Below are 23,583 nucleotides of genomic sequence, written 5' to 3'. Positions count from 1 at the left end.
GAATGATTTTAGCACGGTGTTGGGAGGGTAAAGTGTTGTGCGTATAACGCTGCGTTTTTCAGCTGAGGCACTATGTACGTTTAATAGGCACACTCTCGCCTAACCAACCCATGACTGCCTGCAATGCTTGTTCCGAGGGCATGGCATTGCGCTTGCCTCGCGCCTGACTAAGCACCCATTTATCACCCAAGGGAGCAATGGCAACGGTTAAGTGCTCTGGATGGCTCATGTGGTAAATTGCTATAGACCCTTGTGCCACCAACGTGTGGTAACTTCCCACACAGTGCTGCATGCGTTTGCCTTCAAGCAGGAGTGAGCTCCAAGAGGTTAAGGCGCAAATACCTTCTTGGTTCGGTAGTGGGGCGTTGGGGAAAGGCCCATAACGCTTTTCCAGCATGTCAGCTTGAACCGCACTTTGCGCAGCATTTCGGGCATTAAAGTGTGCGATACGACGATCATGCAGCGCTTGTAGCTCCGCTATCGATCTAACACGACGAAGCCTTGAGAGGTTGGCAGCATCTAGGCGGTGTGTGTCTTCTAGCATGGACGTTATCCAAGTGCGATCATGAACACGGTTGGTCGAGTTCAACGCCTCATCAATGAGCGCGAGTAACCCAGGCCACCGTTCGCCTTGGTAATTCCCTAAGAAAATTAACTGTTGAGCATAGGGTGCCGGATGGTGCCGAAGTAGAGACGTGGTACGGGGATCCATTAATGCGCGCTTAAGTGTGATGAACTCTCGCCCAATCATAGGGGAGAGCGCGCATCGGCGCAGCAGTTTGGCAGTCGCCTGCGTACTGGGTAAGCCAGCATAGCCGCACAGCTCAGATTGCTTTTTGCAGAGCAAGCTCAATAGATAGGGTTCTGACCACTGATGCTCCATGGCTTTCTCAGTGAGTAATACCAGCAGCAGGGGAGAGGAAACCGCCAGATCCAAGGCCGCTGGGTGGCGGCCTGTCAGCTGGGCCAGCTCCATGCCCAAAAAGGGTACGGCGTTAACCAGTGTTTTTACCTCAGCAGGCATGCCCCGCGTTAAGGCCTCGCCATGAGTGCTCATCAGGGCCTGCCAACCAATCCCTGCAGGGGCTAAGAACTCTCCCCACGCCAGCGGCTCATGATGGGTTTCGCTTACCCAGGCAAAAGGTGCGGGTGAGCACCATGGAGATACTTTCACGACCAAGGGGTAACCAACGGCAGCCGATAAGTCGAAGACAATACGTTGATCGCCACGCGTCGCCATCTTCTGATGGGATGTCGGTGCCCATCGCTGTAAGGCACGATGCATCCATGCGCGCATAGGTATTTTAAGCCTCAGTCTTGATGATGGATCACATCCACACTCATAAAATTGTTTAACGCTAGCGGCATTCCCGGTGAATGAGTATAAGCTACTAACACACCTCCGTAAGCCGCCGCGTAATCAAGGCAAGCCACGTTACGACCCAAGCGCAGCGGGGTGCCTGTCAGCGCATAATGACCAAAAAAAGTAGGGTGGGCGTTATGGGGATAGCCATGTTCACGCGCCTGGGTGGGTAATAGCTCCCAAGGGTGAATCAGTGCCACGTCGTTGGGCCACCACCAAACGCGCTTCCTAATAGTACGAAACCCCGATGCCGACACATGGGCACGAACCGTGTGTTCGCAGCCGGCAATCACTCGATCCATCGCAAAGTAGGTGGTCGAGTAAGTGTCTTCATAAGCAGCCATGGCAGCATCATCCAAGCAGCGAATGCCCATCGCTTTTAAATGCTGAAGTGAGGCTTCATGCCACCAAGCATGTACCACGCGGCACTGCTCCAGCTCTAGAAAGAGAGGCTGTGTGCGTAGCCACTGAAAGTGATCGAGGAGTCGCGCTAGGCCATCTTCCTCGGTGGCAAATTCATCGACCAGCCGTTGGCGGTCAGGGTGCTGGCGCGTAGCCTTGATAAAGTCTGGCGGACTGTGTTGATACTGATAAGCCTCTCGTACCCAGTTCAGTTCGTGATTCCCCACGACCATAAGCGCGTGGCCCGCATCGACCATTTGGCGTACTAAGCGAAGTACCGCGCCTGGCCACGGCCCTTTATCAATAATATCACCCACAAATACCGCCACATGCCCCGGTTGCTGCCAACCCTGCGGCCCCTTGCGATACCCCAAGCGGGTCAGGAGTGTCTCTAGCGTCGCTAACTGGCCATGCACATCGCCGATGATATCGTAGTGGGGTGTATTGCTCATGCAGCCTCTCCTCCATGTTGAGTGCTGTCAGTATCTTATTAGGGTGCGACGCTTGGTGTCGCAAGCAGGCGGTAAGGTATGAAAAAAATCTGACGTAGAGGCGCTTATGACGAACGAGAACCGACCCCCGCAACAGCCACTGCCTACCGTCAGTCCCAACATAGATGAGTTATACCGTTATCTTGGTGCGCTGTCAGGCTTAGCAGCTGGAGATGCGTTAGGTACCACGCTGGAGTTTTGTATCCGGGATCAACATCCTCACCACACTGAGATGCGCGGAGGCGGTGTCTTTAATGTTGCCCCTGGGGAGTGGACAGACGATACCGCCATGGCGCTGTGTTTGGCTGAAAGTCTATTGAATCGTCAGTCGTTTGATCCGCATGATCAGTTAAGCCGCTACGTACGCTGGTGGCGAGAAGGTTACATGGCCTGCCAAGGCCGCTGCATTGATATTGGTAGCACGACCTTGGATGCCTTGCAGCGTTTTGAACGCACACAAGACGCCAATGCGGGCGGCACCCAAGCGTATCAAAGCGGTAATGGCGGCATTATGCGCCTCGCGCCAGCCGTTATGGTGGCGAACAGTAAGCAAGAGGCAGTGTCGTTAGCGGTGCGAAGCAGTCTTACCACGCATGCAAGCCCCGACTGTTTGGATGCTGCCGCATTAATGGGTGCCGTGCTTTGGCGGTTGTTGCAAGGCGAGCCTCTGCGCAAGGTGCTCGCACAGATGCCGACCACCCCTGTCCAAGGAGATCGTATCTTAGCGCTTCAGGCAGGGCTGTTTTGTGAACTGTCGCGCGAGGAGGTGTCTTCCAGTGGCTATGTCATCGATACCCTTGAAGCCGCGCTATGGTGCTGTTGGCAGGCACTTTCGTTAGAAGAAGCACTAGTGCTGGCCGCCAACTTAGGCGATGACGCTGATACCGTTGCTGCAGTAACGGGCCAGCTGGCAGGTGCCGCCTGGGGGGTTAAGGCATTGCCGGAGCGGTGGTTAACGACGTTAGCGTGGCGAGACAAAATAGACCAACTGGCAAGAGCGCTATACGCCCTCAAACAACGTGGAGAGTGAACTATGCCGCGCTTAGTAAAGACCACAATAGAGATTGGCCTCCAAGCACAGCGGGATATCCTATTTTTAACTTTCAAAAATGAAAGTCATGACGACAATATTCTTGGAACGCACTGGGAGAAGCACCAGGGGCGAACAAGTTATTGAGCAACAGTTTGTTGGATGCCACCATAATGCTTATCAAACTTTCCCAAGCCGCTTGCTTTAATGATCAATGCCGTATCACTGCCAATGAAAAGGTTAAGTATGATAACAACAAGCAGGCAGGCACGCTGTATGGCCCAGACGAGATACACCTCAACTAATTGTGTTTTTGCGCATTTAATCTTAACCTCTCTTTAGTCACGCACGTTACGTCACGTCACTTTGGCGATCGTGAACTATTCTGGCCATGAACGAAGAGGGCTTGATCAATGCGCACAAGCACAAGCGGACGTGTCGTCATCGACATTACACCGGAAGAAAAATCCGCCATCTACGCTGCGCTTAAAGCGCGAGGTGGGCTTACCATGCGTGAATGGTTTAAGCAAAAGGCTATCGAGGATGGCCTGTTGCCTAAGCCATCTAATCCATCCCCTACGACGACCCGCAAGGAGGCGTTCTGATGCTGAAGACTGTCAAGCAAGCGTGCGAGTTCGACCCGCAAGTAATGGACTATCAAATGTCTCAGGGGGTTGAGCACCTTTCTGATTTGATCACAGGAGCTGGTGACGGCACCGAATTCTTCAAGCGTAATTACGTCACACAGGGTATGGAGCAGCTCTTCAACGAGGGGCTCTTGCGCTTGTCGGGCAAGTCAGATCAGGCCGTCTTTGAGTTAAGTCAAGCGATGGGCGGTGGTAAAACGCACCTGATGATTGCGTTAGGGCTGATGGCCAAGCACGATCACTTGCGCAGCACCTATCTACCAGAATCACTGGAATCTCAGGTTGATATACCGAGCGTGAAGGTGGCCGCCTTTAACGGTCGTAATAACCCGGATCACTATGTCTGGGGGGAGATTGCGACACAGATTGGTAAAGCGGCAGAGATTCGTGACTACTGGGCTAATGGACCTCGGGCAGTCGATGAAGACGCATGGATGAAACTGATCGGTGATGAACCGACGTTAATCATGCTCGATGAGCTGCCCCCGTATTTAAGCATGGCAGCCACGCAAAAAGTGGGCGATGGGTCGCTGGCTAGCTTAACGACCTACACGCTGGGGTGTCTGATGAGCGCTGCACTCAAACTGCCCCGCTGCGCTGTGATTATTGCTAACTTATCGGGCTCCTACGAGAAACAGACCGAGGCCATCCGTGAAGCGATAGGCGATCTTCAAAATGAGGCAAGCCGCCAGGCCAAGAGCATTACGCCGGTATCACTGGAAGGCAGCGAGATTTACCAGATTCTCCGTAAGCGTCTCATCCGTCAAATGCCAGACGAAGATGTCATCAGCGAAGTGGCCAATGCTTACGCAAGCCGCGTCAAAGCGGCAAAAGATGGCGGGCATATCGACGCGACCTATATCGGCAACGTGGCGGAAGAAGTCGAGGAGACCTACCCCTTCCATCCGTCCTTCAAGCATATCGTGGCGTTGTTTAAGGACAACGAAGGCTTTAGACAGACCCGAGGGTTGATGCAGTTTGCCGCTCGGTTGGCCAAAAGTGTCATGATTCGCGAGCAGGATGACGTGTACCTGATCGGTGCCCAGCATTTTGACTTGAATGATCCGGCGGTACGGTCGGAGTTCAACCGGATTGCAACGCAGCTCAACCCCGCGCTGGCGCGTGATATTGCCGATAGCGGCAATGCGATTGCCGAAGAGATTGATGCCGAGATTGATCCTGATGCCCGCAGTGCTCAGCAAGTGAGCACCCTGTTACTGGCAACCTCCCTGTCCCGCACAGGCGGACGCATCGGACTGACAGAAAGTGAGGTCATCGAATTTCTGGCCGCGCCGAACCGCAAGCCCAGTGAGTATAAAACAGCGCTTTCAAAGCTGCAGGAAAGGGCCTGGTATCTCCACCGTGAAGAAGAACGTTATTACTTCAAGGAAACCGAAAACCTGACGCGCCAGATTGAGCGCATGGCCAAAGATGTACCCCCTAGCCGTGTTGATAAAGAGCTCATTCGGCGTATCACCTCTATTCTGACGCCACGGGACAAACAAGCGTACCAGCATGTCCTGGTCATGCCGGAGCTGGACAACATCAGGCTTGGCAGTGGACGGGTGCTGATTGTCGTAAGACCGGATGGGCGCACCCCTCCTGAAAAGCTGACATGGTTCTTCGAATACGTGGAGGAAAAGAACAGCCTTGCGTTTCTAACCGGGATGGACAGCCACCTGGCGAATGCCGTGGAAGCACGTCAACGTGAAGCCTATGCCATTGAGCAAATCTGTACTCAGTTAAAACCAGGGGACACGCTGTATCAGGAAGCTCAAGAGAGGCGTAATGATAGTCAGATGCGCCTTGAGCAGGCGATTTCAGCGGCGTACAACCGTCTGTATTTTCCGTCAGCGGGCTTTGATGGATCGGGGGAGCTAGGCCGAGCCACCATCCAGAACAATCTCAGCATTCAGGAGGCTGAAAAGCAGCTGGAAGCGCTGTTGGGTAGCGCCAGTTGTGAAGAGAAATTGGCGCTGGATATGCGGGATAATCTGGAAGCCTTTTGGTCGGAAATGGAAGAGTACGTGTGGCCCAGCAATAGCCGCCGTGTTCGTTGGCAGGATGTCATCAGCAAAATGAAGACGGACCCAACGCTACCTTGGTTGCCCGGTAGCAATGGCCTCGACACCCTCAAACAGGAAGCACTACGCCAGGGCCGCTGGCGCGACAACGAAGATGGTTACATTGAAAAAGGCCCCTTTCCCAAGGAAAAGACCACCGCCAGTGTCACGGTCAATAAAACATCAGTGGAAAACGGCACCACAGAATTGACCATTACCCCGCGCAACGCAGGATCTAACCCCGTGGTGCATTATGCGGATCATCCCAACGTCAGTCCATCAGCCCCCTTGGTGGAAACACCGGATGAGTTCATCACCGACAAGGCAACGCTGTACTTCCTGGTCGTAGACAGCGATGGTAAGCACGAAACGGGAGAGCCTATCTGCTGGAAAGCTGCCCTGAAAATTCGCCATCAGATTCATGCGCAAGGGGATAAGCGCACCGTTGAGTTGCAGTGTACGCCCCAGGCCGATATGACCTATACGCTTGATGGTTCCAATGCGAAAGAAGGCACGTCCTATCAAGGCCCGTTTGAGGTAGGGACAGACAAGCAGGTTTTGCTTGTGCATGCAGAATCCGGTGAAGCCCAGGCCAGTGAGCAGTTCACGATTCCGGCCAAGGGCGACAAGCGGGTACAAATTGACGACCGAAAGCCTGCCAAGCTGACCTCCAAAGCCACACTGGATGCAACAGGGAAGAGCTACGCGGTTATTAACCATTTCAAAAATGATGACACGACACGCTTTCGTGGTGTGCGTATCGAGGTAGGAGAGGGTGAGCACACGGTATCCGTACGCTTCCAGGAACGCGCTGTCACAGCGTCCGAAATCGAGATTGCCCTGAATGCCATCAGGAAAATTGTCGACGATGATAACGCCAACGTGACCATCCGAATCGCATCAGGTGCCGATTTCATTAACGGTTTTGAAGCCAAGGAGTTTTCGCGGCTTTCCGGCGTAGAGCTGAAACCTGAAAGCATCGTACAGGGAGAGGCATAAGCATGGGATTGGCACAACGCACTATCGAGGAAAAGGCCATGAGCCCGTCATCTAAAGCCGGTGAGACAAAACCACGCCCCACGGAAGGGTTCGGGGTCCCCATGACGGAAACCAACCCCCACTGCTTTTTCGTGCGGGTGCCCAAGAACAACAAAGGCTCAGTGGAGATTGTTGAAAATCTTGGCGTACAGGCGCAAGGCGAGAGTACCGATGAGATTGTACGTGTGGTTCTGGAGCGTCCACGCTGGACGGCCATACGCCAGGAAGTCCAGCGCATCTTCAACAACCGTCTGAAAGAAAACAAGCTGACTACCAGCCGGTGGAAAGTGGGGGAAAACCCGGTCGATCGGCTCCTTGGAAAAGAGCTATGTGTCTTGGCCTGGGCCGTCGAAAAGATGGAAGAAGACAAAATCCCTGTCGCCGTTCGTAACTGGATGGCGTTTCGCCCTGAAGAGCGCTGGTGGCTGTTCAGCATGACTGCCATGAGCACCGGCCTTGCTAACGAGGGTGACAAGGGCTGGCGCGTCGCGCTAAGACACGCCCTGGGTGATGTGGCCCAACATGAGCTATTCAAGCCGCGGGGAGTAACGAAGGTCCCTCAATCCTTCGACCTCTTCAGCCAACCCTCTATCAAGGAGTGATTTTCTATGGATGCGACCACGCAATTAAAACCGGCTGAGCTGGTACCGTTCGCCTTGAAAGATGCGCCTGCGCTAATCGAAAAGGTGTTTCCCGCCACCAAGGTGTCGTTTGAGGCGAAGAAGGAGCGTGATGCTGGCTCTAGTCAAACTTTGCCCTCTTTAGGTTCATATTGGTGGGGCAGGAAGCCTCTAATTCTTGTGCGATCGATCCTTCTGGGGTCTCTACTGCCCGAAACGGGCGACTCAGAAAAAGACCTGGCTGTCTACGAATCACTTCTTGGTATTGACCTCAAAGGTATGGCTAAACGTGCCGTTAAGAAGGATAGCATTAAGCCCTCTGATGTCGCTACCACGGTATCGCTTCACAACCCTTGGGCGTATTTTGATTTTGACGCTTCAAAGAGTCACATGGCCGATGAAGATGTTTCAATGTGTGACTTTCCTATAGATGCTAACGGACTTGGGATAAAGATTCGCTGGAAAAGATCCGTGAGCCTAGATTCTAAAGCCTATATCTTACAGAAGTATCTTAAGAAGCTTGGCTCTTACGAAGAAAGGGCTGCACATTGCATGCGACCTGAAAAGGTTAATGAAGATTTTCTTCTTTCACACTGCTGGACAGATGTAAATTCTGCCTATAGGAAGTATGGAGTAAATGCCCAGAGCATCCCAGAGCTAATTAAACAATTAGGTATTCTACGTTTTGGAAGAAATCCGATAGTTACCGACACTTTCTCAGGAGGGGGGTCGATACCCTTTGAGTCCGCTCGGATGGGCGCTGATACTGTAGGCGCAGACTTAAACCCGATTGCTTGCATGTTAAATTGGGGTGGCTTTAACATCATTGGTGCAAATGATGAAAAAAGAAAAGATATTGAGAGGGAGCAGAAGGGCCTTGACAGGAAGGTAGAAGCTGAGATATTGCGACTAGGCATAGAGGTTAATGATGAGGGGCACCGTGCTAAGGCATATTTATATTGCCTTGAGACAGTTTGTCCCGAAACCGGATGGCGTGTTCCCATGTCATCAACGTGGTTGATATCATGGAAATACAGAGCTTATGCGAAACTGGTTCCCGACCATAAGAGTAAACGATTCGATATTGAGGTTGCATATGCTGAGAGCAACCAAGAGCTGATTGCTTCCAAAAATGGAACAGTATCTAACGGAAAATTGGTATATAGCATTGACAACACAAGCTATTCTATCCCGATAAAGTCTCTAAGAGGGGATAGGAAAGGTGGTGGCAACGATCTACGGATGTGGAAGAAAACTGACATCGAACCCATAAGTGATGATATTTTCCAAGAGCGTCTCTATGCTGTGCAGTGGATGATTCCTTCGTCCAAGGGCGCAAGGCCATATACATATTTCGCATCGGCCACAGATGCTGATTTGAGAAGAGAAAAGAAAGTATCTGACTATGTGCATTCTAATCTTGAAGCGTGGCAGACGGATGGCCTGATCCCAGATATGACCATCGAGCCGGGGAAGAAAACTGACGAACCGATTCGCACGCGAGGTTGGACTCACTGGCACCATCTATTCAATCCACGGGGTTTGCTGTTACAAGCGCTAAAGAAGAAATTTTTAAATACACCTGAAAATTGTCTGCGCGTGGCACGTGATGCGGACAGGCTCTCTAAGCTATGTCGCTACAATGCTAACCCTCAGCCTTCGCAAGGTCCTAAGATAGAGCAGGTCTTTTCCGATCAGGCAATAAATGCCCTATATAATTATGCCACGTACTCTTTTCATGGGCTTGAAAGCTATATAGATAAAGTAAAAATGGTACCTGTGCACGGCACAGGGGTGGTGTTGAATACTTCAGCATCGGTTCTTCCTGATGGCTTCGTGTCCGACCTATACATTACAGATCCACCTTATGCTGACGCAGTGGTCTACCACGAACTAACAGAGTTTTTCATCAGTTGGCTTAGGAGTTCACCCCCTGCGCCCTTCGATCAATGGAACTGGGATTCACGTCGTAATCTAGCAATCAAAGGTTCTGGCGATGATTTCAGGCGCGGTATGGTCGATGCCTACAAAGCGATGGCCGAGCATATGCCTGATAACGGGATGCAGTGCGTGATGTTTACCCATCAAGACACCGGCGTTTGGTCGGATATGGTGGGTATCTTTTGGGCGGCAGGCTTACAAGTTGTGGGTGCGTGGTACATTGCTACAGAGAAAACTTCTGAATTAAAAAAAGGCGGTTATGTGCAGGGCACGGTCATCTTGATGTTGCGCAAACGTCCTGAGGGTGACCGGAAGGGCTTTACCCGCCGCATCTATCCGGCGGTTCACAAGGAAGTCGAAAATCAGATTGAAGAGATGCTTCATCTGAATCAGCAGGTGGAAGATCATTCAGGTGAGCCGGTGTTTAACGATGCTGACCTGCAGATGGCGGGCTATGCGGCGGCATTGAAGGTTTTGACGGCATACACCGAGATAGGTGGCGAAGATGTTACTAGCTTTGCGATGCGTCCACGGCAGAAAGGCGAGAAAACCGTGGTGGACGAGATCGTGCAGCAGGCGTCTGAAACCGCCAACGGATTGCTCGTACCCGATGGGCTAAAACGCGATACCTGGCAGTCCATTAATGGCATCCAACGCTTTTACTTACGGATGCTGGATATCGAAACCACTGGTGCCAGTAAACTCGATAACTACCAGAACTTCGCCAAAGCCTTCCGCGTGGAAGACTATGCCCGTGTTATGGCCAGTTCAGCAGCAAATAAGGCGCGACTCAAGCAGGTTGAGGAAATGTCATCGCGTGACTTGATGGATAGCACTGAGCTGGGCGCTACTCACCTGGGTCGACTCATGGTGGCCATCCAACAATTGCTCGCTGACGTGGATATCAAAGTGGTAGTCCAGCAACTTGCTGACGAACTGCCTGATTACTTTGAAAAGCGGGGCGAGCTGATTGATATGGCCAAATTCCTCGCGGTCAAAGCGACCCATGAGGACGTCCGCGATTGGGCGGACGTATTAGGTGACCGCATTTCTAATGAACAGATGGCATAGGAGGGTTGGGCTTGTCTCTCTATCCTATGTCGATGGGGGCGGGTTCGCCGTCCTCAGGTATCACGCGCTTATCGTCTCGGACACAGCCGCTTGACGAATCATTTTTGACGCAATACCTCAAAGGGGCCAAGCGGTATCGGCGTATTGCCGGGTATTTCACGTCTTCCATGTTCGAGGTGGCAGGGGAGGCAATTCTTAATATCCCTCGCGTGGAAATTGTCTGCAATGCGGATGTCCAGCCAGAAGATTTGCGGGTGGCCAAGGTGGCCCAGGCAAAACTCATGGGCAAGTGGAATGAGCACACCGATCTTGAAACCGATGCGCTACTGAATCGGAAACGCTACCAACAGCTCTCTGATTTTCTGACGCGAGGTCACACCATCAAAGTGGCCCCTTCCAATAACTGCGGCTTTGTTCATGGCAAAGCCGGCATTATTGATCTCGCCGATGGGCGCAAGATCGGGTTCATTGGCTCCATGAATGAAACCTCGTCGGGTTGGCGTCACCACTATGAAATCTTGTGGGCCGATGAGACACCTGAAGGGGTGGCCTGGATAGAAGCTGAGTTTGACTATCTCTGGAAGAACTCAGCGATGCTGCCGGATGCCGTCACCACCGAAATTCGGCGTCGCACCAAGCGCCGTGAAGTGGCGCTGCCGGACATTGAGGTTCCCGAAGAAGTGGCCCCCGCTGCATTGGTCGAATCTCCTATGTACCGAGAGGGGTTCACCTTGCAACCCTGGCAGCAAGGCTTTGTCACGGAAACCCTGAAGCACTATCGCGCCTATGGCGTGGTACGGCTTCTCCTGGCGGATGAAGTCGGGTTGGGTAAAACACTCTCCATGGCGGTGGCAGCGCTCACACTCTCCCTGCTGGAAGAGAAGGAAGGCAAGGCACGGCCCACCGTTGTTTTCGCACCCGCAACACTCTGCGAGCAGTGGCAAACGGAGTTAATTGATAAGCTTGGGATTCCAACCGCGCGGTGGAACACCTTGCAGAAAGGCTGGGTGAATGCGAACGGTATGCTGATCTCAGGGACGGGGACGCACCACATCACCGACTGCCCCTTACGCATCGGTATTATCTCCACCGGCCTGATGGTACGCGACTCGGACGAAAAGCAACGTCTCTTGGATCGTCGGGGCGATTACGGTCTCGTCGTGCTGGATGAAGCCCATAAAGCCCGCACGATGGTCACACCAGGATCGAGGCCCGACAAAGACAATAAGCTGCTCGCGTTCATGAAAAAAATCGCGGGGCAGTCAAAGCACGTCATTTTGGGGACGGCAACCCCCATCCAGACACGGCGTGAAGACCTATGGGATGCCATGCGTATTCTTCACCAGGGCAAGGGGCGTTTTGTGCTAGGAGAAGGGCTGTCACGCTGGCATCACCCCAGCGACGTGGTTGATCTTTTGTCGGGTGTCGACCGTATTGAACGGGCAGAACAAGCGTGGACGCTTATCAAGACGCCGCTGCCTCCCGTTGACGCCACGAATGAAGCCAAGGCTCGCCAGCTCTATAGCTTGATACGCAGTGAGCTTTCCCTGGGCCGCGACACCTTCTATTGCGATCCGCCGCTGGTGTCGTTGGATGAAGACATCCATGACGTGCTGCAAGATGCCCTGGATGAAGAAGTGAACGGTGCCAGTTTTTTCCAGCGCGAAAACCCTTTTGTACGCCATATCGTGCTACGCAAACGCTCAACGCTGGAAGAGGCAGGGCTGCTTCCGCGTATTGCGGTGGACATTCACCCCGATATTGACCGTGTTGGTGACGAACACGGCTTCAGAGGACTGTTTGATGGCATTGGCCTACGGGTTGACGATGACTACCGTGCCGCCTACGAAGCGGCCCAGCTCTTTGGCAAAGCCCTGGCGGCTAAAGGGCGAGGCAGCGGTTTCATGAAAAACCTCATGGAACAGCGGATTTGCAGTAGCGTTCATGCCGGCATGAGCACGGCGCGCAAGCTGTTGGAAGGCGATGCCATCGAGGAAGAGGACGACGATCAAGAACGGCTGGCGCAAATCAACGATGCAACCGATGCCGAGATTGAAGCGCTGGAAACGCTGATTTCACGGCTGAGTGACGTTCGTGAAGATCCTAAACTCAACGCCATTCAGTTCTATCTGGACAAGGAAGGCTGGCTGGCGCTTGGGTGCATTGTATTTAGCCAGTATTACGATACGGCCGCTTGGGTGGCCCAATCATTGGCAAAGCGCTACCCAGACGAAGCCATTGGCCTGTACGCCGGCGCGGGGAAAAGTCGTTTGTTCCTTGAAGGCAATAGCGTGGCGGCCGAACGGGAAAGCCTCAAGCTGATGGTGGCAGAACGTAAGATTAAGCTCATGATTGCCACGGACGCGGCCTGTGAAGGCCTGAACCTCCAGACCTTGGGCACGCTGATCAACGTCGACTTACCCTGGAACCCCACCAAGCTGGAACAGCGCATCGGGCGGATCAAACGTTTTGGTCAAACACGGGATCGCGTTGACATGCTGAACCTGGTGAACCATGGCACCGTCGATGAACGTGTCTATGAGCGTCTATCGGAACGTATGCGCGACCGGTTTGACCTGTTCGGCGCGTTACCGGATACGATCAAGGACGAATGGATCGAGAATATCGAAGATATGGGGGAGGAGATGGATAAGTATATCGAAGCACAGAAGCAGGAGACGGGCTTTGATATACGTTACAACGCCACTCTGTCACCTGACCAAGACACCTGGGGTGAATGTGCCAAAGTGTTGTCTCGTCGAGACTTCCAGTTGCTTATGACGCAAAGCTGGAACGGTAAGTCATCGGATGCAGCGTCTATCGGTCAAGCAGGCTTGCTATGAAAACATGGGGCAAGCAAGCTAAATTTTCTGAATTGAATGTGCTCTCTAGTGATATTGCAATAGGTATAGAGTGCTTTAGCAACGTAGCTTACTCGCTGGCCAAAAAAAATGCGGAAACGGGTTGTATGTTTGAAATGTCCGCACCAAACAAGCAATACGATCTCATGAGAGGTGAGCAGGCCCATGCGCTAGCTATTCAAGAAGACCTTCCAGTCGAAATTGGTAAATTAGCAGGTTTAGTATGTATCTTTGAATCGACTAATCAGCCCTTTGAGCTAGCGAAGCATTACTTAGGCAACAACGTCTTTGATTTTTTGCAGCAGGCTTGTCCAGCAAATAGTAACTCTACAGGGATGCTATGACTTCAAAGGGGAGACAGCTGATAAATGGTACTCCTTCCACTGTTCAAAGTAGTGGTTATGCCCCGTAGCATTCATAGCCTTATCCCTCATTCTGAAGCGAGCAGATGACTTCCGAGTCTTGCCCAATTCTTTAGTTAGGGGTGACAGATCCCTAAGTATAATAGATGATTACCTAGGGTGATTGAGCCTATAAAAAAGTGTGAGGCCGCCGTCATCGTCAGCAAGGGTAGCTTCGCAGTGCATCTAAATGAAGTAACAGCAGATATTTTCTTGAGGGGGCAGCGTGAGCAAAGAAGAAGCACCAGCATCTTTGGATGAGAAAATTAATGCACATTCAGATAGTTACTCTGATGATGGCTTCTGGAAAAAGACAACAAAATACGCCAAGAATGCGGGAGAAAAGGCACTTTCTCCAGCCTTGAAGATGTATTACGCAGCCAAAGATAGTGACACCCCTATGTGGGCAAAAACCACAATTTATGGTGCGCTGGGGTACTTCATTTCCCCAATTGATGGTATCCCGGACATCACCCCTATGATTGGCTATACAGATGACGTGGGCGTTCTTGCCGGGGCTCTAGCAATAGTAGCAGCGCATATAAAAGATGAGCACTACGAGCAGGCACAGCTAACTCTCAAACGTTGGTTTGGGTAACTTATCGATTGGTATGCTCAAGCCTTGGCATGAGGCCCTTTATGGCTTTCATGCCATTTTTTTAATTTAATGAAAATACTAGGTAGATGTATGCCTCAAGGGTGGATGATCCGTGCGGGCGAAGGTGGCCGGCTATTTGATTTGTTTGAGTCACGCAACTGTGTCGCGGTTGGGTGGAATGCTCTTGGCCACCTAAGTCAATACCACTCGAATCAAGAGTTACGTCACGCCTACATTGAACATCACGGGAATGCTAAGCCAGGTAGAACAGCAAATGCTGTGGCCATGATTCGTAAGTTCTTTGATGCAATCAAACCAGGTGACATAGTCGTCACCTACAGTCCAGAGCTAAGAGAGTACTTGGTAGGGATAGACCAAGGGCAGTATGAGTTCCTAAGCAGCGATAATCAGGTAGAAGACTATGCCCATGTCCGTTGGGTGAAGTGGGAAGGGAAGGTGTCTCGTGATGTTCTGACCCAATCCACACGTAACTCGCTTGGTTCTACCCTTGCCCTATTTAGCTTATCAGACGCGATTATCAATGAAATGCATGCTGCCTTGGAAGGCAAGCAACCTGCACTTTCTCAGGAACCAGAAGAGGTAGAAGCAGACCTTGTTCAGCTTAGTGAACATATCCGTGCCCAAAGCCATGAGTTAATCAAAGACCGGATCTTGCAGCTTACTCCTGAAGATATGGAGCACTTTGTTGCAGCTATCCTGCGAGCGATGGGATATCGCACCAAGATATCCCCTCGTGGCCCTGATAGAGGTGTAGATGTGGAAGCATCACCTGATGGACTAGGACTTACAAAGCCGCATATTAAAGTTGAGATCAAGCACCGTAGTGGAAGCATGGGTTCAACGGTGCTTCGCAGCTTTATCACCGTGGTCAGAAGCGGTCAGAACGGTATCTTTGTAAGTACGGGTGGCTTTACCCGTGAAGCCAGGTATGAAGCCGAGAGAGCGCCTAACCCGATTACACTGGTAGACCTTGACGACTTGGCCAACCTAGCGGTTGAGAATTATCCAAGTTTTGATACTGAAGGTCGTGCCTTGCTTCCGTTGATGCATGTGTATTGGCCAGCTGATTAGCTGCATCACTAACTCATGTTGTGTTGGTACCTATGGAGATGATCCTGTGAAGTTTTGGGTTGGAGTCACTGACAATCGATGGTTTTCTAACCTTCAGGATAAAGAGCTTGATGAAGTTAATTTTTGGCAGCCAAGTGCAACGCCATTATTTAAGCAGCCCCCAGCCGGGATGCCTTTTCTTTTCAAATTGAAGAGGCCTTATAACCATATCGCTGGTGGAGGCTTTTATGTCACAACATCAGTCCTTCCTCTGCACCTAGCATGGGAGGTGTTTGGTGAGAAGAACGGAGCCAGTTCACTAGCTGAGTTCAGCAAGATGGTTGGGTCGTTAAGAGGACATGACCTGTCTAGGGATGTTGGATGCACCGTACTCGCCAATCCCTTTTTCTTTCCTCAAAACCAATGGCTGGAGAAGCCGCCAGAGTGGTCACCTAATATCGTGCGCGGTAAGCACTACGATACAGGTGAATTTAGCGGCGCTTTCATTTGGCGGCACTTTCGTGAAGTTATGGAGGCCCAAGCCAAAGAGGGTAGCCCTCAGGGGTATGCTGAAATTCTTGGTGGCTATGGAGAAGAAAGGGCATACCAACCACGTATCGGCCAGTCTTCTTTTCGTGTAATGGTGACAGATGCCTACCGACGACGTTGTGCGATGACTGGTGAAAATACCTTAGTGACACTAGAGGCAGCGCACATTAAGCCATTTGCTCAAGAAAAAAAGCACGACGTGCGGAACGGTCTATTGCTCCGAGCCGATTTTCATCGCCTCTTTGATACGGGGTTAGTAGGTATAGACCCTGACTACAAAGTTCGTATTAGCCCTAAAATCCACGAGCTGTATTTTAACGGCAAAGCCTACTATCGACTGGATGGTAAAGAGCTGACCGTACTTCCAAATGAGGCTGAACTGAAACCAGATCGTGAAAAGCTGGATTGGCACATGCAGCACTGCTTCCAAGCGTCATAGCTCTACTGTTCATCAAACCAAGTGATGAGCCAAGAATTTATAAATTTAGGGATAGCTTGTGAGATTTTTATTCTGTGTCCTCACCGTAGCCATGCTGCTTCCTTCAGCAGCGTTCGCAGACATCATTATTGGTAGCTGGAATATCCAAAACCTTGGCTGGGACAACAACAAACGCTATGACAAGGTAGCTCATATCACCAGTCACTTTGACATTTTGGCGATCCAAGAGCTGATGAACGAAACCGCCTTAGAGCAGCTTGAAGCCGAGGTAGAAGCCGTTAGCGGTGAAAGCTGGTCGAGCATGGCTAGCCACGCGCTTGGCCGCTCCACCTACAGAGAGCACTATGGTTTTCTCTGGCGTGACTCCGCCGTTTCTTATGACACCAGTGCGGTCGTCTATATTGATGACCGCGACGTGTTTGCTCGCGAGCCGTTTTCTGCACAATTTCGCAGCGACCGCTCCGGCCAAGCGTTTGCCCTTGCAAACGTCCATATCACTTACGGCAGCAGCATCGGCGACCGACTGCCTGAGATTCAGGCTCTGGCGAGCTACTGGCAGTGGCTTGAGGAAGTGTATCCAGACACCCCTCGCTTACTGGCAGGTGATTTCAACCTACGCCCTTCTCACGATGGCTGGTCTCTGCTGCGTGAACTAGGTGCGGCACCGGCGATCACTGAAGGCGCTACGACACTTGGTACCACAAACGGCGTATGGGCGAATCTTTACGACAACATTTGGCACAGCGACCAGGCAACTATCACTGCCAGTGGCATTCTCCAATTTCCGGATTTACTACCAAGTGATCACGTCACAGTACGAGGCTCGGTTTCCGATCACGCGCCTGTATGGGTCGCTCTCGGCGACGCAGAGCTAGAGCTTGAAGCATTTGATGGCAGCGCTTACGAAGCTACTAACGATGCGATTTACTGCATCGATCTGAACGAAGCCACTGCTGATCAGCTGGCCGAATTACCCAATGTGGGGCCAGCAAGGGCAGAGCAGATAATCGACATGCGGCCGTGGGGGAATGTCGAAGCCTTAACCCGAGTCAGTGGCTTGGGTACGGCCAGTGTGCAAGATATTGAAGAGAGCGGGCTAGTGTGCTCATAGGATAAAAAAGGAGCAAGGTGATGAAGCAACTTTGGTTGACCGCAGCGGCTATCGCAGGTGCCGCATTTATCACTCCACCTGTCGCTGTTGCTGATGACGGAACGCGGCTTTTTCAGGACTGGCATTATGGCCAGCATATAGATGAGTTCCCGCGTAGTCAGGGCTATTACGACTGCTCCGGGGATCTTGGCGTCTTGGCGCTGTGTCATGACAACATAGCGTTCCTGCAGTACCAATTTCACGGCCAACTGCTGTTTGCAGATGACAACACGCTGGTAAGAACGAATATCCTGGCTGACTACAGTGATGACCTGTACGCCACTGTAGTCGGAGCACTGGTGCGAAGTTTTGCTTTGGCGTTCGCAGAAGGGCCTAACAATACTTTTGATATGGTCGAACATGTCCAGCAAGGCACGTTTAACGATGAGCGCAGCCTGAGTATTGCCCTAACCGAGTTTGAGTCTGACCAGCTTCGACAGGGCTATTTCGGTATGGTTATGATTGAACAGGATGGTTTGGCAAGTATGCAGAGCGCAACCAGCGTTCAAGACCTGCTGCTGGATCTGCCGGAGGATGTACGTGCCGCTGATGTGTATGTTTACGAGGATGAGTGGGGGCCGTTAGTGGAAGCGGCATTCTATCTGCCGGGCCGACAGCGGGATCGGGTGTTTGACAAGGCTACGCAGGCGCCAATAGAAGACTTTTGATAAAGCGACTAGTACTTGAAAATTAGATGGCCCTCATTAACGCTTTTGCGTAGGGCTTTAAGCATAAGTGAGGACCCTATTATGCTATCGGAAGAGCAATATCAAATTGAAAGGTTGGCAAACGAAAATGCTGCACTTAAAGACCAAGTGGATGAACAAAATGAAAAGATCAGGCAATTAGAGGAAAAATTAGGAAAAGCTCAAAATAGCGTTGGCAGCCGTGAGAAAGCTAAAAAAAATAATACTCAGCGGCTCAAGAAAATACCTTCTGGACAACAGCGAGACATAGACAAAAAAACCTACAAGGACTGCCAGAGGTGTGGAGTTCTCCTATCGCAGCCAAAACCTGGGCAGAAGCTTTGTATCCGGCATCAGAAAATAGAAAACGAAAAGGCTAAAAAACAACGTAGCTGGCTGGGTCGTTACAGCAACATCACTGTTTATCAGGGCGGAAGTCCTGGTGGTGGCAAAAAAAGGTAGCTCAAACGGGAGTTTTTGCTTGGTTTCAAGTAAGAATTAGCAGAATCGCATTAGAGTAGACTAACTTGATCATTCCTATACAGGGGAGCACAGCCATGTCCTTTACCTGCAGCGGCGGACGCGAACACGACGCCAAGCCGAAAGAGTAGCGCTTATGCCGCGCTCCTTTGCCCAGTCGCTGGATTGGGCGTGCAAGCCTGGAGGCTGGGATACCACCGGTACTCGTAAGATATTTTTCCAGCGCATCGCCGCTGGGCATTCCTGATATTCTCCCGCAAGACTTCACCGATTTGCCACCCGCGTTCCGGCTGCTGCCGTACCGCAGTAAACGCAGTTTCGAGCTGCGTGACGTTTGTCATTTCTACCTGGAAGATTACCGTTTCGAGACGTTCTGAAACAAGCACAATGCGGCCGTGAATCACCTGCGTCGTTATTGGGCTGCGTTCACGCCAGATTTCAGCTTGTACCCGCAGTGGCCTGCCGTGGTGAATCAGTGGAACACCTACCGGAGCCGCTGGCTGGGCCGTTGCGGGTTGGTGGCAGAGCCAAGGGTTGCGCGTGATCCCTGCTGTGAACTGGTGTGACGAGGCGAGCTTAGCGTACTGCTTTGATGGCAACCCGCCTGGGCAGATCGTGAGCATTGGCGTGCCGAACGCATGTGGTAGAGCGCTACCGTGAAGGTATAGAGGCTATGTGCGAGCGGCTGAGTCCACGCTTGGTGAGAGCCCGGTAGAGATCGCTGCGAAGTCAATAGAGATTGCGCCGGATTGTCACCGGCTACGCAATCTGACGCCGAAGGCGAAAAGCAGCGAAGTTGCTCAGATAGGTCTCGCAGCTAGCTAAGGCGGGCGACCAAAAACTGCTGATGAGCAAAGATATACATTAATCCCTTGCACCTACACGCTGGGTGTGTGGAAGCCTGATCCAGGTCTCTACTTAAAGGCTGCTAAGGCTATGGGCCAAGCACCTGAACATTGCATAGTGATCGATGATGCTGCCGTTGGCGTCGCTGCTGGTTTGAAAGCGGGCATGCGAGTGATTCATTTCAATCGCTTTCCTGAGAGGGAAGAAGCACTGGATGGCGCCATCGTCATTCACCATGCTAGTGAACTGCCTAGTGCTGTAGCCGAGATCAAAGAGCATATCCATATAGTTAATGAGGGGTGAGAAACTGCTGAGAGTCCACTTTGCTATAGCCTGTTGATCGTGTGCATTAGTAATAAAACGCCTAGAGGCGTGTCAGGGCTCGCTCATAAAACGCTTACATACTGATAAACGTTCATGTGGGCAGGTTTGATGTAGCAAACAACGCCTATAGGCGTTGTTTGCGATACGCACGCCGCAATTTTAAATAAAAGACGTTTTTTGAGTGGTGCTAGAAACGTCAGGAGGCGTTTTCTGCTTGGGAGCTTGGTGTCGCTACCTTAAGGACGTTGGTAGAGGCCAAATGACATTTTTTGCATAGCAAAAGCCCTATGCTGACGCAGATCTCGATTTTTAAGTTTGGCATCAGAAGAAGTTTAAAGGTAACCATCGGCAGATATGCTCGGCAAAAAAGGCTATTAAGTGCTTAATCTTAAGTTTTCGCGTAATGTTGGCGTTAGATTCCCCTCACGGATGGGGCCATGTTGAGGCGTTTCGTTGCTCCTCTGACTGATTCTGAACAGCAGATGCGGTCTTCCGCCTATCACTACAGCGAGAAGCGTGCTTTGCGCCGCCTGCACATGCCATCCTACTGAGCCATCAAGGAGCAGAAGTGCTACTTTTACGTTGCCGCGACACGCTGAGTCTACCTATAGTTCGGGCTAGTTAGTTGGCTAAAGATACTTTGACGTTTGTAAAGCAGTGAAGAATAAGGTGCCCTATAAGATCCTGGTGGTGTTGACAGACAAAGGCAAGTCGTTGACTGATCGCTTCACGCGGGCAAATCAGTGCAAGCCCAGCGGGTGCCATCACTTCGATCAGTAGTCCCTGGCCCACGGCATCGAGTGCCACCTCAAGCCGGGAGGGACGCAAACGAATGGCATGGTAGAGCGCCTCAACGGTCATATCACCTACGTGCTGGCGACCCGGCGCTATACCTCAGGTGAAGGCTTGGAGCAGAGGCTCTAGCGATTTCTGCTAGCTGTACAATCACTATATCTCGCAGAAAGCCCTGTATCATCAATCGCCGATCACAGAGATGAAGGAATGGCAGGCCAAGCAGCCTGAGTTATTTACCAAACGGGTGGTCAATCACACGGTACCCGACAATTAGTCGTTAATAGTCGCACAGTATGCTTCAGCATACCTCTTTGCATCTGCTTGCGCGCGATGTGGCACTGACGTTTTATTCAGCAGGTTTGTCATTTTTATAATCTGTTTAGTATCCATCCCATCATAGAGTTGATAGATATCAGCTAGCTGAAACGAAGGCTCCTTTTTTACGGCTTGAAAAAGCCGTCTGAGCCAAAAAGTGTCGTAAGACAATGCGTCGCAAAACACCGTTTCAACATCTAGCTTCTCTTCTAGACGTTTTACTGCTTCCTGTATTGATATGCCTTCCGTCATTAGCTGCTGACGTGTTATGCCATGCAGAGATTCTGCACTCTCATCCCAGTATGACCATTCGGGGTGGGGGCGTATCAGAAAAGCATCGCTATTACCGAGAGTGTCAACCCAGCCGATTTCGATAGGGTAACTGTACGGCTGCTTAAGGCCAGAGGCCTCAATGTCTAGGAATGTAACAATAGTAGGTAACGCACTATTTTGGTGGTTTTTGTTAGCGCTTTGTTTCATTCTATCTTTCATGTTGCTATCGGTGCCGAATTCGCTGTCTGTATCAATATAATTGGCCATGCCAGTTGTTTTTGAGTGAAAATCTTGTGGCACCTGTGTAGCGATAACTTCACTCCAGCGCTGCCAAACGTCTACTTGAGACTGCCAGCGAGGAGCACGGTTATAGGTTCCCATTAACTTGGGTGGAGCATGGGCAAGCATCATTTCCACCAGCAATGGTTCAGCCATCAGTACTTCAGTGACTTGAGTGGAAAAAGTACGTCTTAGATCGTGAGTGGTGAAGTGCTCAAGGTGATATAGAGGCGCTCTGTCATCGTGCTCTTTTCTTGCACGGCCTTGCAGACGCGCGATGGTGGTGCTGAGGCTATCCGGATGAATTGGCTTACCGGTGCTTTGAGTCGACGTAAAAACGAATTCATCAGCTGCCAGCTGGCGCTGTTCTGCCAGCAGTTCAAGTGACAACGGGCTAAGATGAACCTTATGTTCGCGACGCGATTTAGCGCGTTCAGCTGGTATTGTCCATTCTGTTTTTTTGATTTCATCCCAGCGCATAAATGCCACTTCGCTACGGCGGCAACCGGTCAGGATCAGCAGCTTTAGCGCGTTGGCTACGGGAATGCTCAGCACCGCAGTTGTAGCCTTGCCTTCATTATCGGCGCGGGTGTCGTCTATCGCCTGCCACAGTTGGCGTAATTCAGGCAGAGATAGGAAACGTTGACGCGGGGCAGACGCAGACGCAGCAATGTCCGATGGCGTTAAACCATCAGTAGGATTCACGTCGATTTGTTCACGCTTTTGGCAATAGCGTAGAAGTTGGCGTAATAAGTTGAGGCTATGTCGGGCTTCAACCTTGGCCTTTTGGGACGCCTGTTCTAACACTTCGATAATCAAACGTCGAGTAACATCACGCACGTAAAAATCAGCGAGCCGCGGGGCTAGATGGCGTCGCCAGCGACCGCGCTGTTGGGATACCGTTTTAGTAGTAGGCGGCTGTTTATTCCGCCCAGGTGTTTGTTCGTAGGCTTCTATCCATCGCTCGAAAGCATACTGCATTGTCCAGGAGGTCAGGTTGCAGGCCTTTTCAGAAGCACGCTGTTTTCTTGGATCTAAGCCTTTTTCTACAACCTTTACAGCTTCTCGATGCGCTTGGCGCGCCTCGGCTAATGTCATGCCGGGGTAAGTGCCTAGTTGCAGTTCAAATTGCTTTCCATTAATGCGGTAGCGATAAATCCATGCCTTGGCTACTCGGTCATTACGTGCCTCTAACGCCAGTCCACCCACGCCACGATTGGTAACGCCTTCCCTTATTTTTTCCTTGCCGTCAGCGGGTTTGAAGGCAATAACTTGTTTTTCAGTGCTTAGCATAGTGTCTCCCTAAATGAAGATTTTTCGCCCCCACAGGCGCCCCCACAGTTGTGGCAGTATAGCGATGGAAGGTATAAGACACCATAAGAAGATTTTTATGCTTAAATTATTGATTTTTATGAAATTAATGAATAGCTAAGGGAAAGCTTTGTAAAGTATGAAACAAACTAAAAACCCGCTCCTAAGCGGCAGGTCGCAGGTTCGACTCCTGCCAGGGACGCCAAAGCACTCATTCTAGTCTCCCCACGTTACACCCGAAACCTACCAACTGAATAACCCCGCTAATGCAAGGTTGTAGGTTATCAGGCAAATGCCGGGTCGCGGTTTTCTACCATCTTGATGGGATGCGCCTTTCTGATTCGCTCTTGACTCTTCTTGCTGTGATAAGCCTTCCAAAGGTTGTTTTTCTGCTGCAGGTTGAGCCAGAAGTCAGGCGTATTGCCGAAGACCGTGTAAGCGCGCCACTAACCACATCTAGCTAAGCATTTCTCAGGTAGGTAAGGTTTCTTTCCAGTGCCAGGGCAACAGTGCACTGAGATCGTCTTCGTTCAGCGTCG

18 protein-coding genes and 3 pseudogenes are annotated in these 23,583 nt (G+C 51.3%); 18 read left to right on the top strand and 3 right to left on the bottom strand.

What is annotated here, in order from left to right; all coding sequences use genetic code 11:
- Positions 1-70: 70 nt before the first annotated feature.
- Together INT33_RS17420 and INT33_RS17415 are read right to left on the bottom strand one after the other, a co-directional pair.
- Entirely contained in the window at positions 71-1,285 is a 1,215-nt protein-coding gene (locus INT33_RS17420) for a PcfJ domain-containing protein (RefSeq protein ID WP_193092570.1), read from the bottom strand.
- Between the two features lie 26 nt (positions 1,286-1,311).
- Positions 1,312-2,217, bottom strand: coding sequence for a metallophosphoesterase (locus tag INT33_RS17415; RefSeq protein WP_193092569.1), 906 nt, complete (start codon positions 2,215-2,217; stop codon positions 1,312-1,314).
- Positions 2,218-2,323: 106 nt separating this feature from the next.
- Between INT33_RS17415 and INT33_RS17410 the strand changes: the two genes are divergently transcribed.
- From INT33_RS17410 to INT33_RS21670, 18 genes and pseudogenes are all read left to right on the top strand, one after another.
- Positions 2,324-3,286: an ADP-ribosylglycohydrolase family protein gene (locus INT33_RS17410; RefSeq protein WP_193092568.1), complete on the top strand. Its 963-nt coding sequence runs from the start codon at positions 2,324-2,326 to the stop codon at positions 3,284-3,286.
- Between the two features lie 413 nt (positions 3,287-3,699).
- Positions 3,700-3,891 (top strand): hypothetical protein, encoded by a 192-nt coding sequence (locus INT33_RS17405; RefSeq protein WP_193092567.1) that lies wholly within the window; start codon positions 3,700-3,702, stop codon positions 3,889-3,891.
- Positions 3,891-6,995, top strand: a complete 3,105-nt coding sequence (locus INT33_RS17400; RefSeq protein ID WP_193092566.1) for an anti-phage-associated DUF499 domain-containing protein — start codon at positions 3,891-3,893, stop codon at positions 6,993-6,995. Before INT33_RS17405 ends, INT33_RS17400 begins: the two co-directional genes overlap by 1 nt.
- 38 nt (positions 6,996-7,033) lie before the next feature.
- Positions 7,034-7,636, top strand: coding sequence for an anti-phage-associated DUF3780 domain-containing protein (locus tag INT33_RS17395; RefSeq protein ID WP_193092565.1), 603 nt, complete (start codon positions 7,034-7,036; stop codon positions 7,634-7,636).
- 6 nt (positions 7,637-7,642) lie between these two features.
- Positions 7,643-10,666: an anti-phage-associated DUF1156 domain-containing protein gene (locus INT33_RS17390; protein WP_193092564.1), complete on the top strand. Its 3,024-nt coding sequence runs from the start codon at positions 7,643-7,645 to the stop codon at positions 10,664-10,666.
- An 11-nt stretch (positions 10,667-10,677) separates the two neighbouring features.
- A complete protein-coding gene (locus tag INT33_RS17385; protein WP_226940256.1) occupies positions 10,678-13,509 on the top strand; it encodes a phospholipase D-like domain-containing anti-phage protein in 2,832 nt (943 codons plus the stop codon).
- Entirely contained in the window at positions 13,506-13,871 is a 366-nt protein-coding gene (locus tag INT33_RS17380; RefSeq protein WP_193092563.1) for a hypothetical protein, read from the top strand. Before INT33_RS17385 ends, INT33_RS17380 begins: the two co-directional genes overlap by 4 nt.
- 283 nt (positions 13,872-14,154) lie before the next feature.
- Positions 14,155-14,526 (top strand): YkvA family protein, encoded by a 372-nt coding sequence (locus tag INT33_RS17375; RefSeq protein ID WP_319643940.1) that lies wholly within the window; start codon positions 14,155-14,157, stop codon positions 14,524-14,526.
- 90 nt (positions 14,527-14,616) lie between these two features.
- The gene (locus INT33_RS17370; protein ID WP_193092562.1) at positions 14,617-15,618 is read left to right on the top strand and encodes a restriction endonuclease; all 1,002 of its coding nucleotides are present in this window, start codon (positions 14,617-14,619) and stop codon (positions 15,616-15,618) included.
- A gap of 46 nt (positions 15,619-15,664) precedes the next feature.
- Entirely contained in the window at positions 15,665-16,585 is a 921-nt protein-coding gene (locus tag INT33_RS21470) for an HNH endonuclease (protein ID WP_193092561.1), read from the top strand.
- 58 nt (positions 16,586-16,643) lie between these two features.
- Entirely contained in the window at positions 16,644-17,696 is a 1,053-nt protein-coding gene (locus INT33_RS17360; RefSeq protein ID WP_319643939.1) for an endonuclease/exonuclease/phosphatase family protein, read from the top strand.
- 20 nt (positions 17,697-17,716) lie between these two features.
- On the top strand, positions 17,717-18,403 hold the full coding sequence (locus INT33_RS17355) for a hypothetical protein (protein WP_193092560.1): 687 nt from the start codon (positions 17,717-17,719) through the stop codon (positions 18,401-18,403).
- A gap of 81 nt (positions 18,404-18,484) precedes the next feature.
- Entirely contained in the window at positions 18,485-18,883 is a 399-nt protein-coding gene (locus tag INT33_RS17350; protein ID WP_193092559.1) for a hypothetical protein, read from the top strand.
- A 413-nt stretch (positions 18,884-19,296) separates the two neighbouring features.
- Positions 19,297-19,398: pseudogene (locus INT33_RS21600) on the top strand (DUF4417 domain-containing protein); the annotation flags it as partial.
- Entirely contained in the window at positions 19,373-19,561 is a 189-nt protein-coding gene (locus INT33_RS21595; RefSeq protein ID WP_407648103.1) for a DUF4417 domain-containing protein, read from the top strand. The pseudogene INT33_RS21600 and the gene INT33_RS21595, both read left to right, overlap by 26 nt.
- 207 nt (positions 19,562-19,768) lie before the next feature.
- Positions 19,769-20,050: an HAD family hydrolase gene (locus tag INT33_RS17335; protein ID WP_193092576.1), complete on the top strand. Its 282-nt coding sequence runs from the start codon at positions 19,769-19,771 to the stop codon at positions 20,048-20,050.
- Positions 20,051-20,508: 458 nt separating this feature from the next.
- Positions 20,509-20,633, top strand: a pseudogene (locus tag INT33_RS21590) (IS630-like element ISHsp2 family transposase); the annotation flags it as partial.
- An 89-nt stretch (positions 20,634-20,722) separates the two neighbouring features.
- Positions 20,723-21,140: pseudogene (locus INT33_RS21670) on the top strand (IS481 family transposase); the annotation flags it as partial.
- On the opposite strand, the gene INT33_RS17325 reads toward INT33_RS21670, so the two are convergent.
- Positions 21,137-23,026, bottom strand: coding sequence for a tyrosine-type recombinase/integrase (locus INT33_RS17325; protein ID WP_193092555.1), 1,890 nt, complete (start codon positions 23,024-23,026; stop codon positions 21,137-21,139). The pseudogene INT33_RS21670 and the gene INT33_RS17325 overlap by 4 nt on opposite strands.
- Between the last annotated feature and the right edge of the window lie 557 nt (positions 23,027-23,583).

It is taken from the genome of Halomonas colorata (genome assembly GCF_014897985.1).
GTDB classification, from domain to species: Bacteria; Pseudomonadota; Gammaproteobacteria; order Pseudomonadales; family Halomonadaceae; genus Vreelandella; species Vreelandella colorata.
This window is presented reverse-complemented; position numbering and strand designations above follow the sequence as displayed.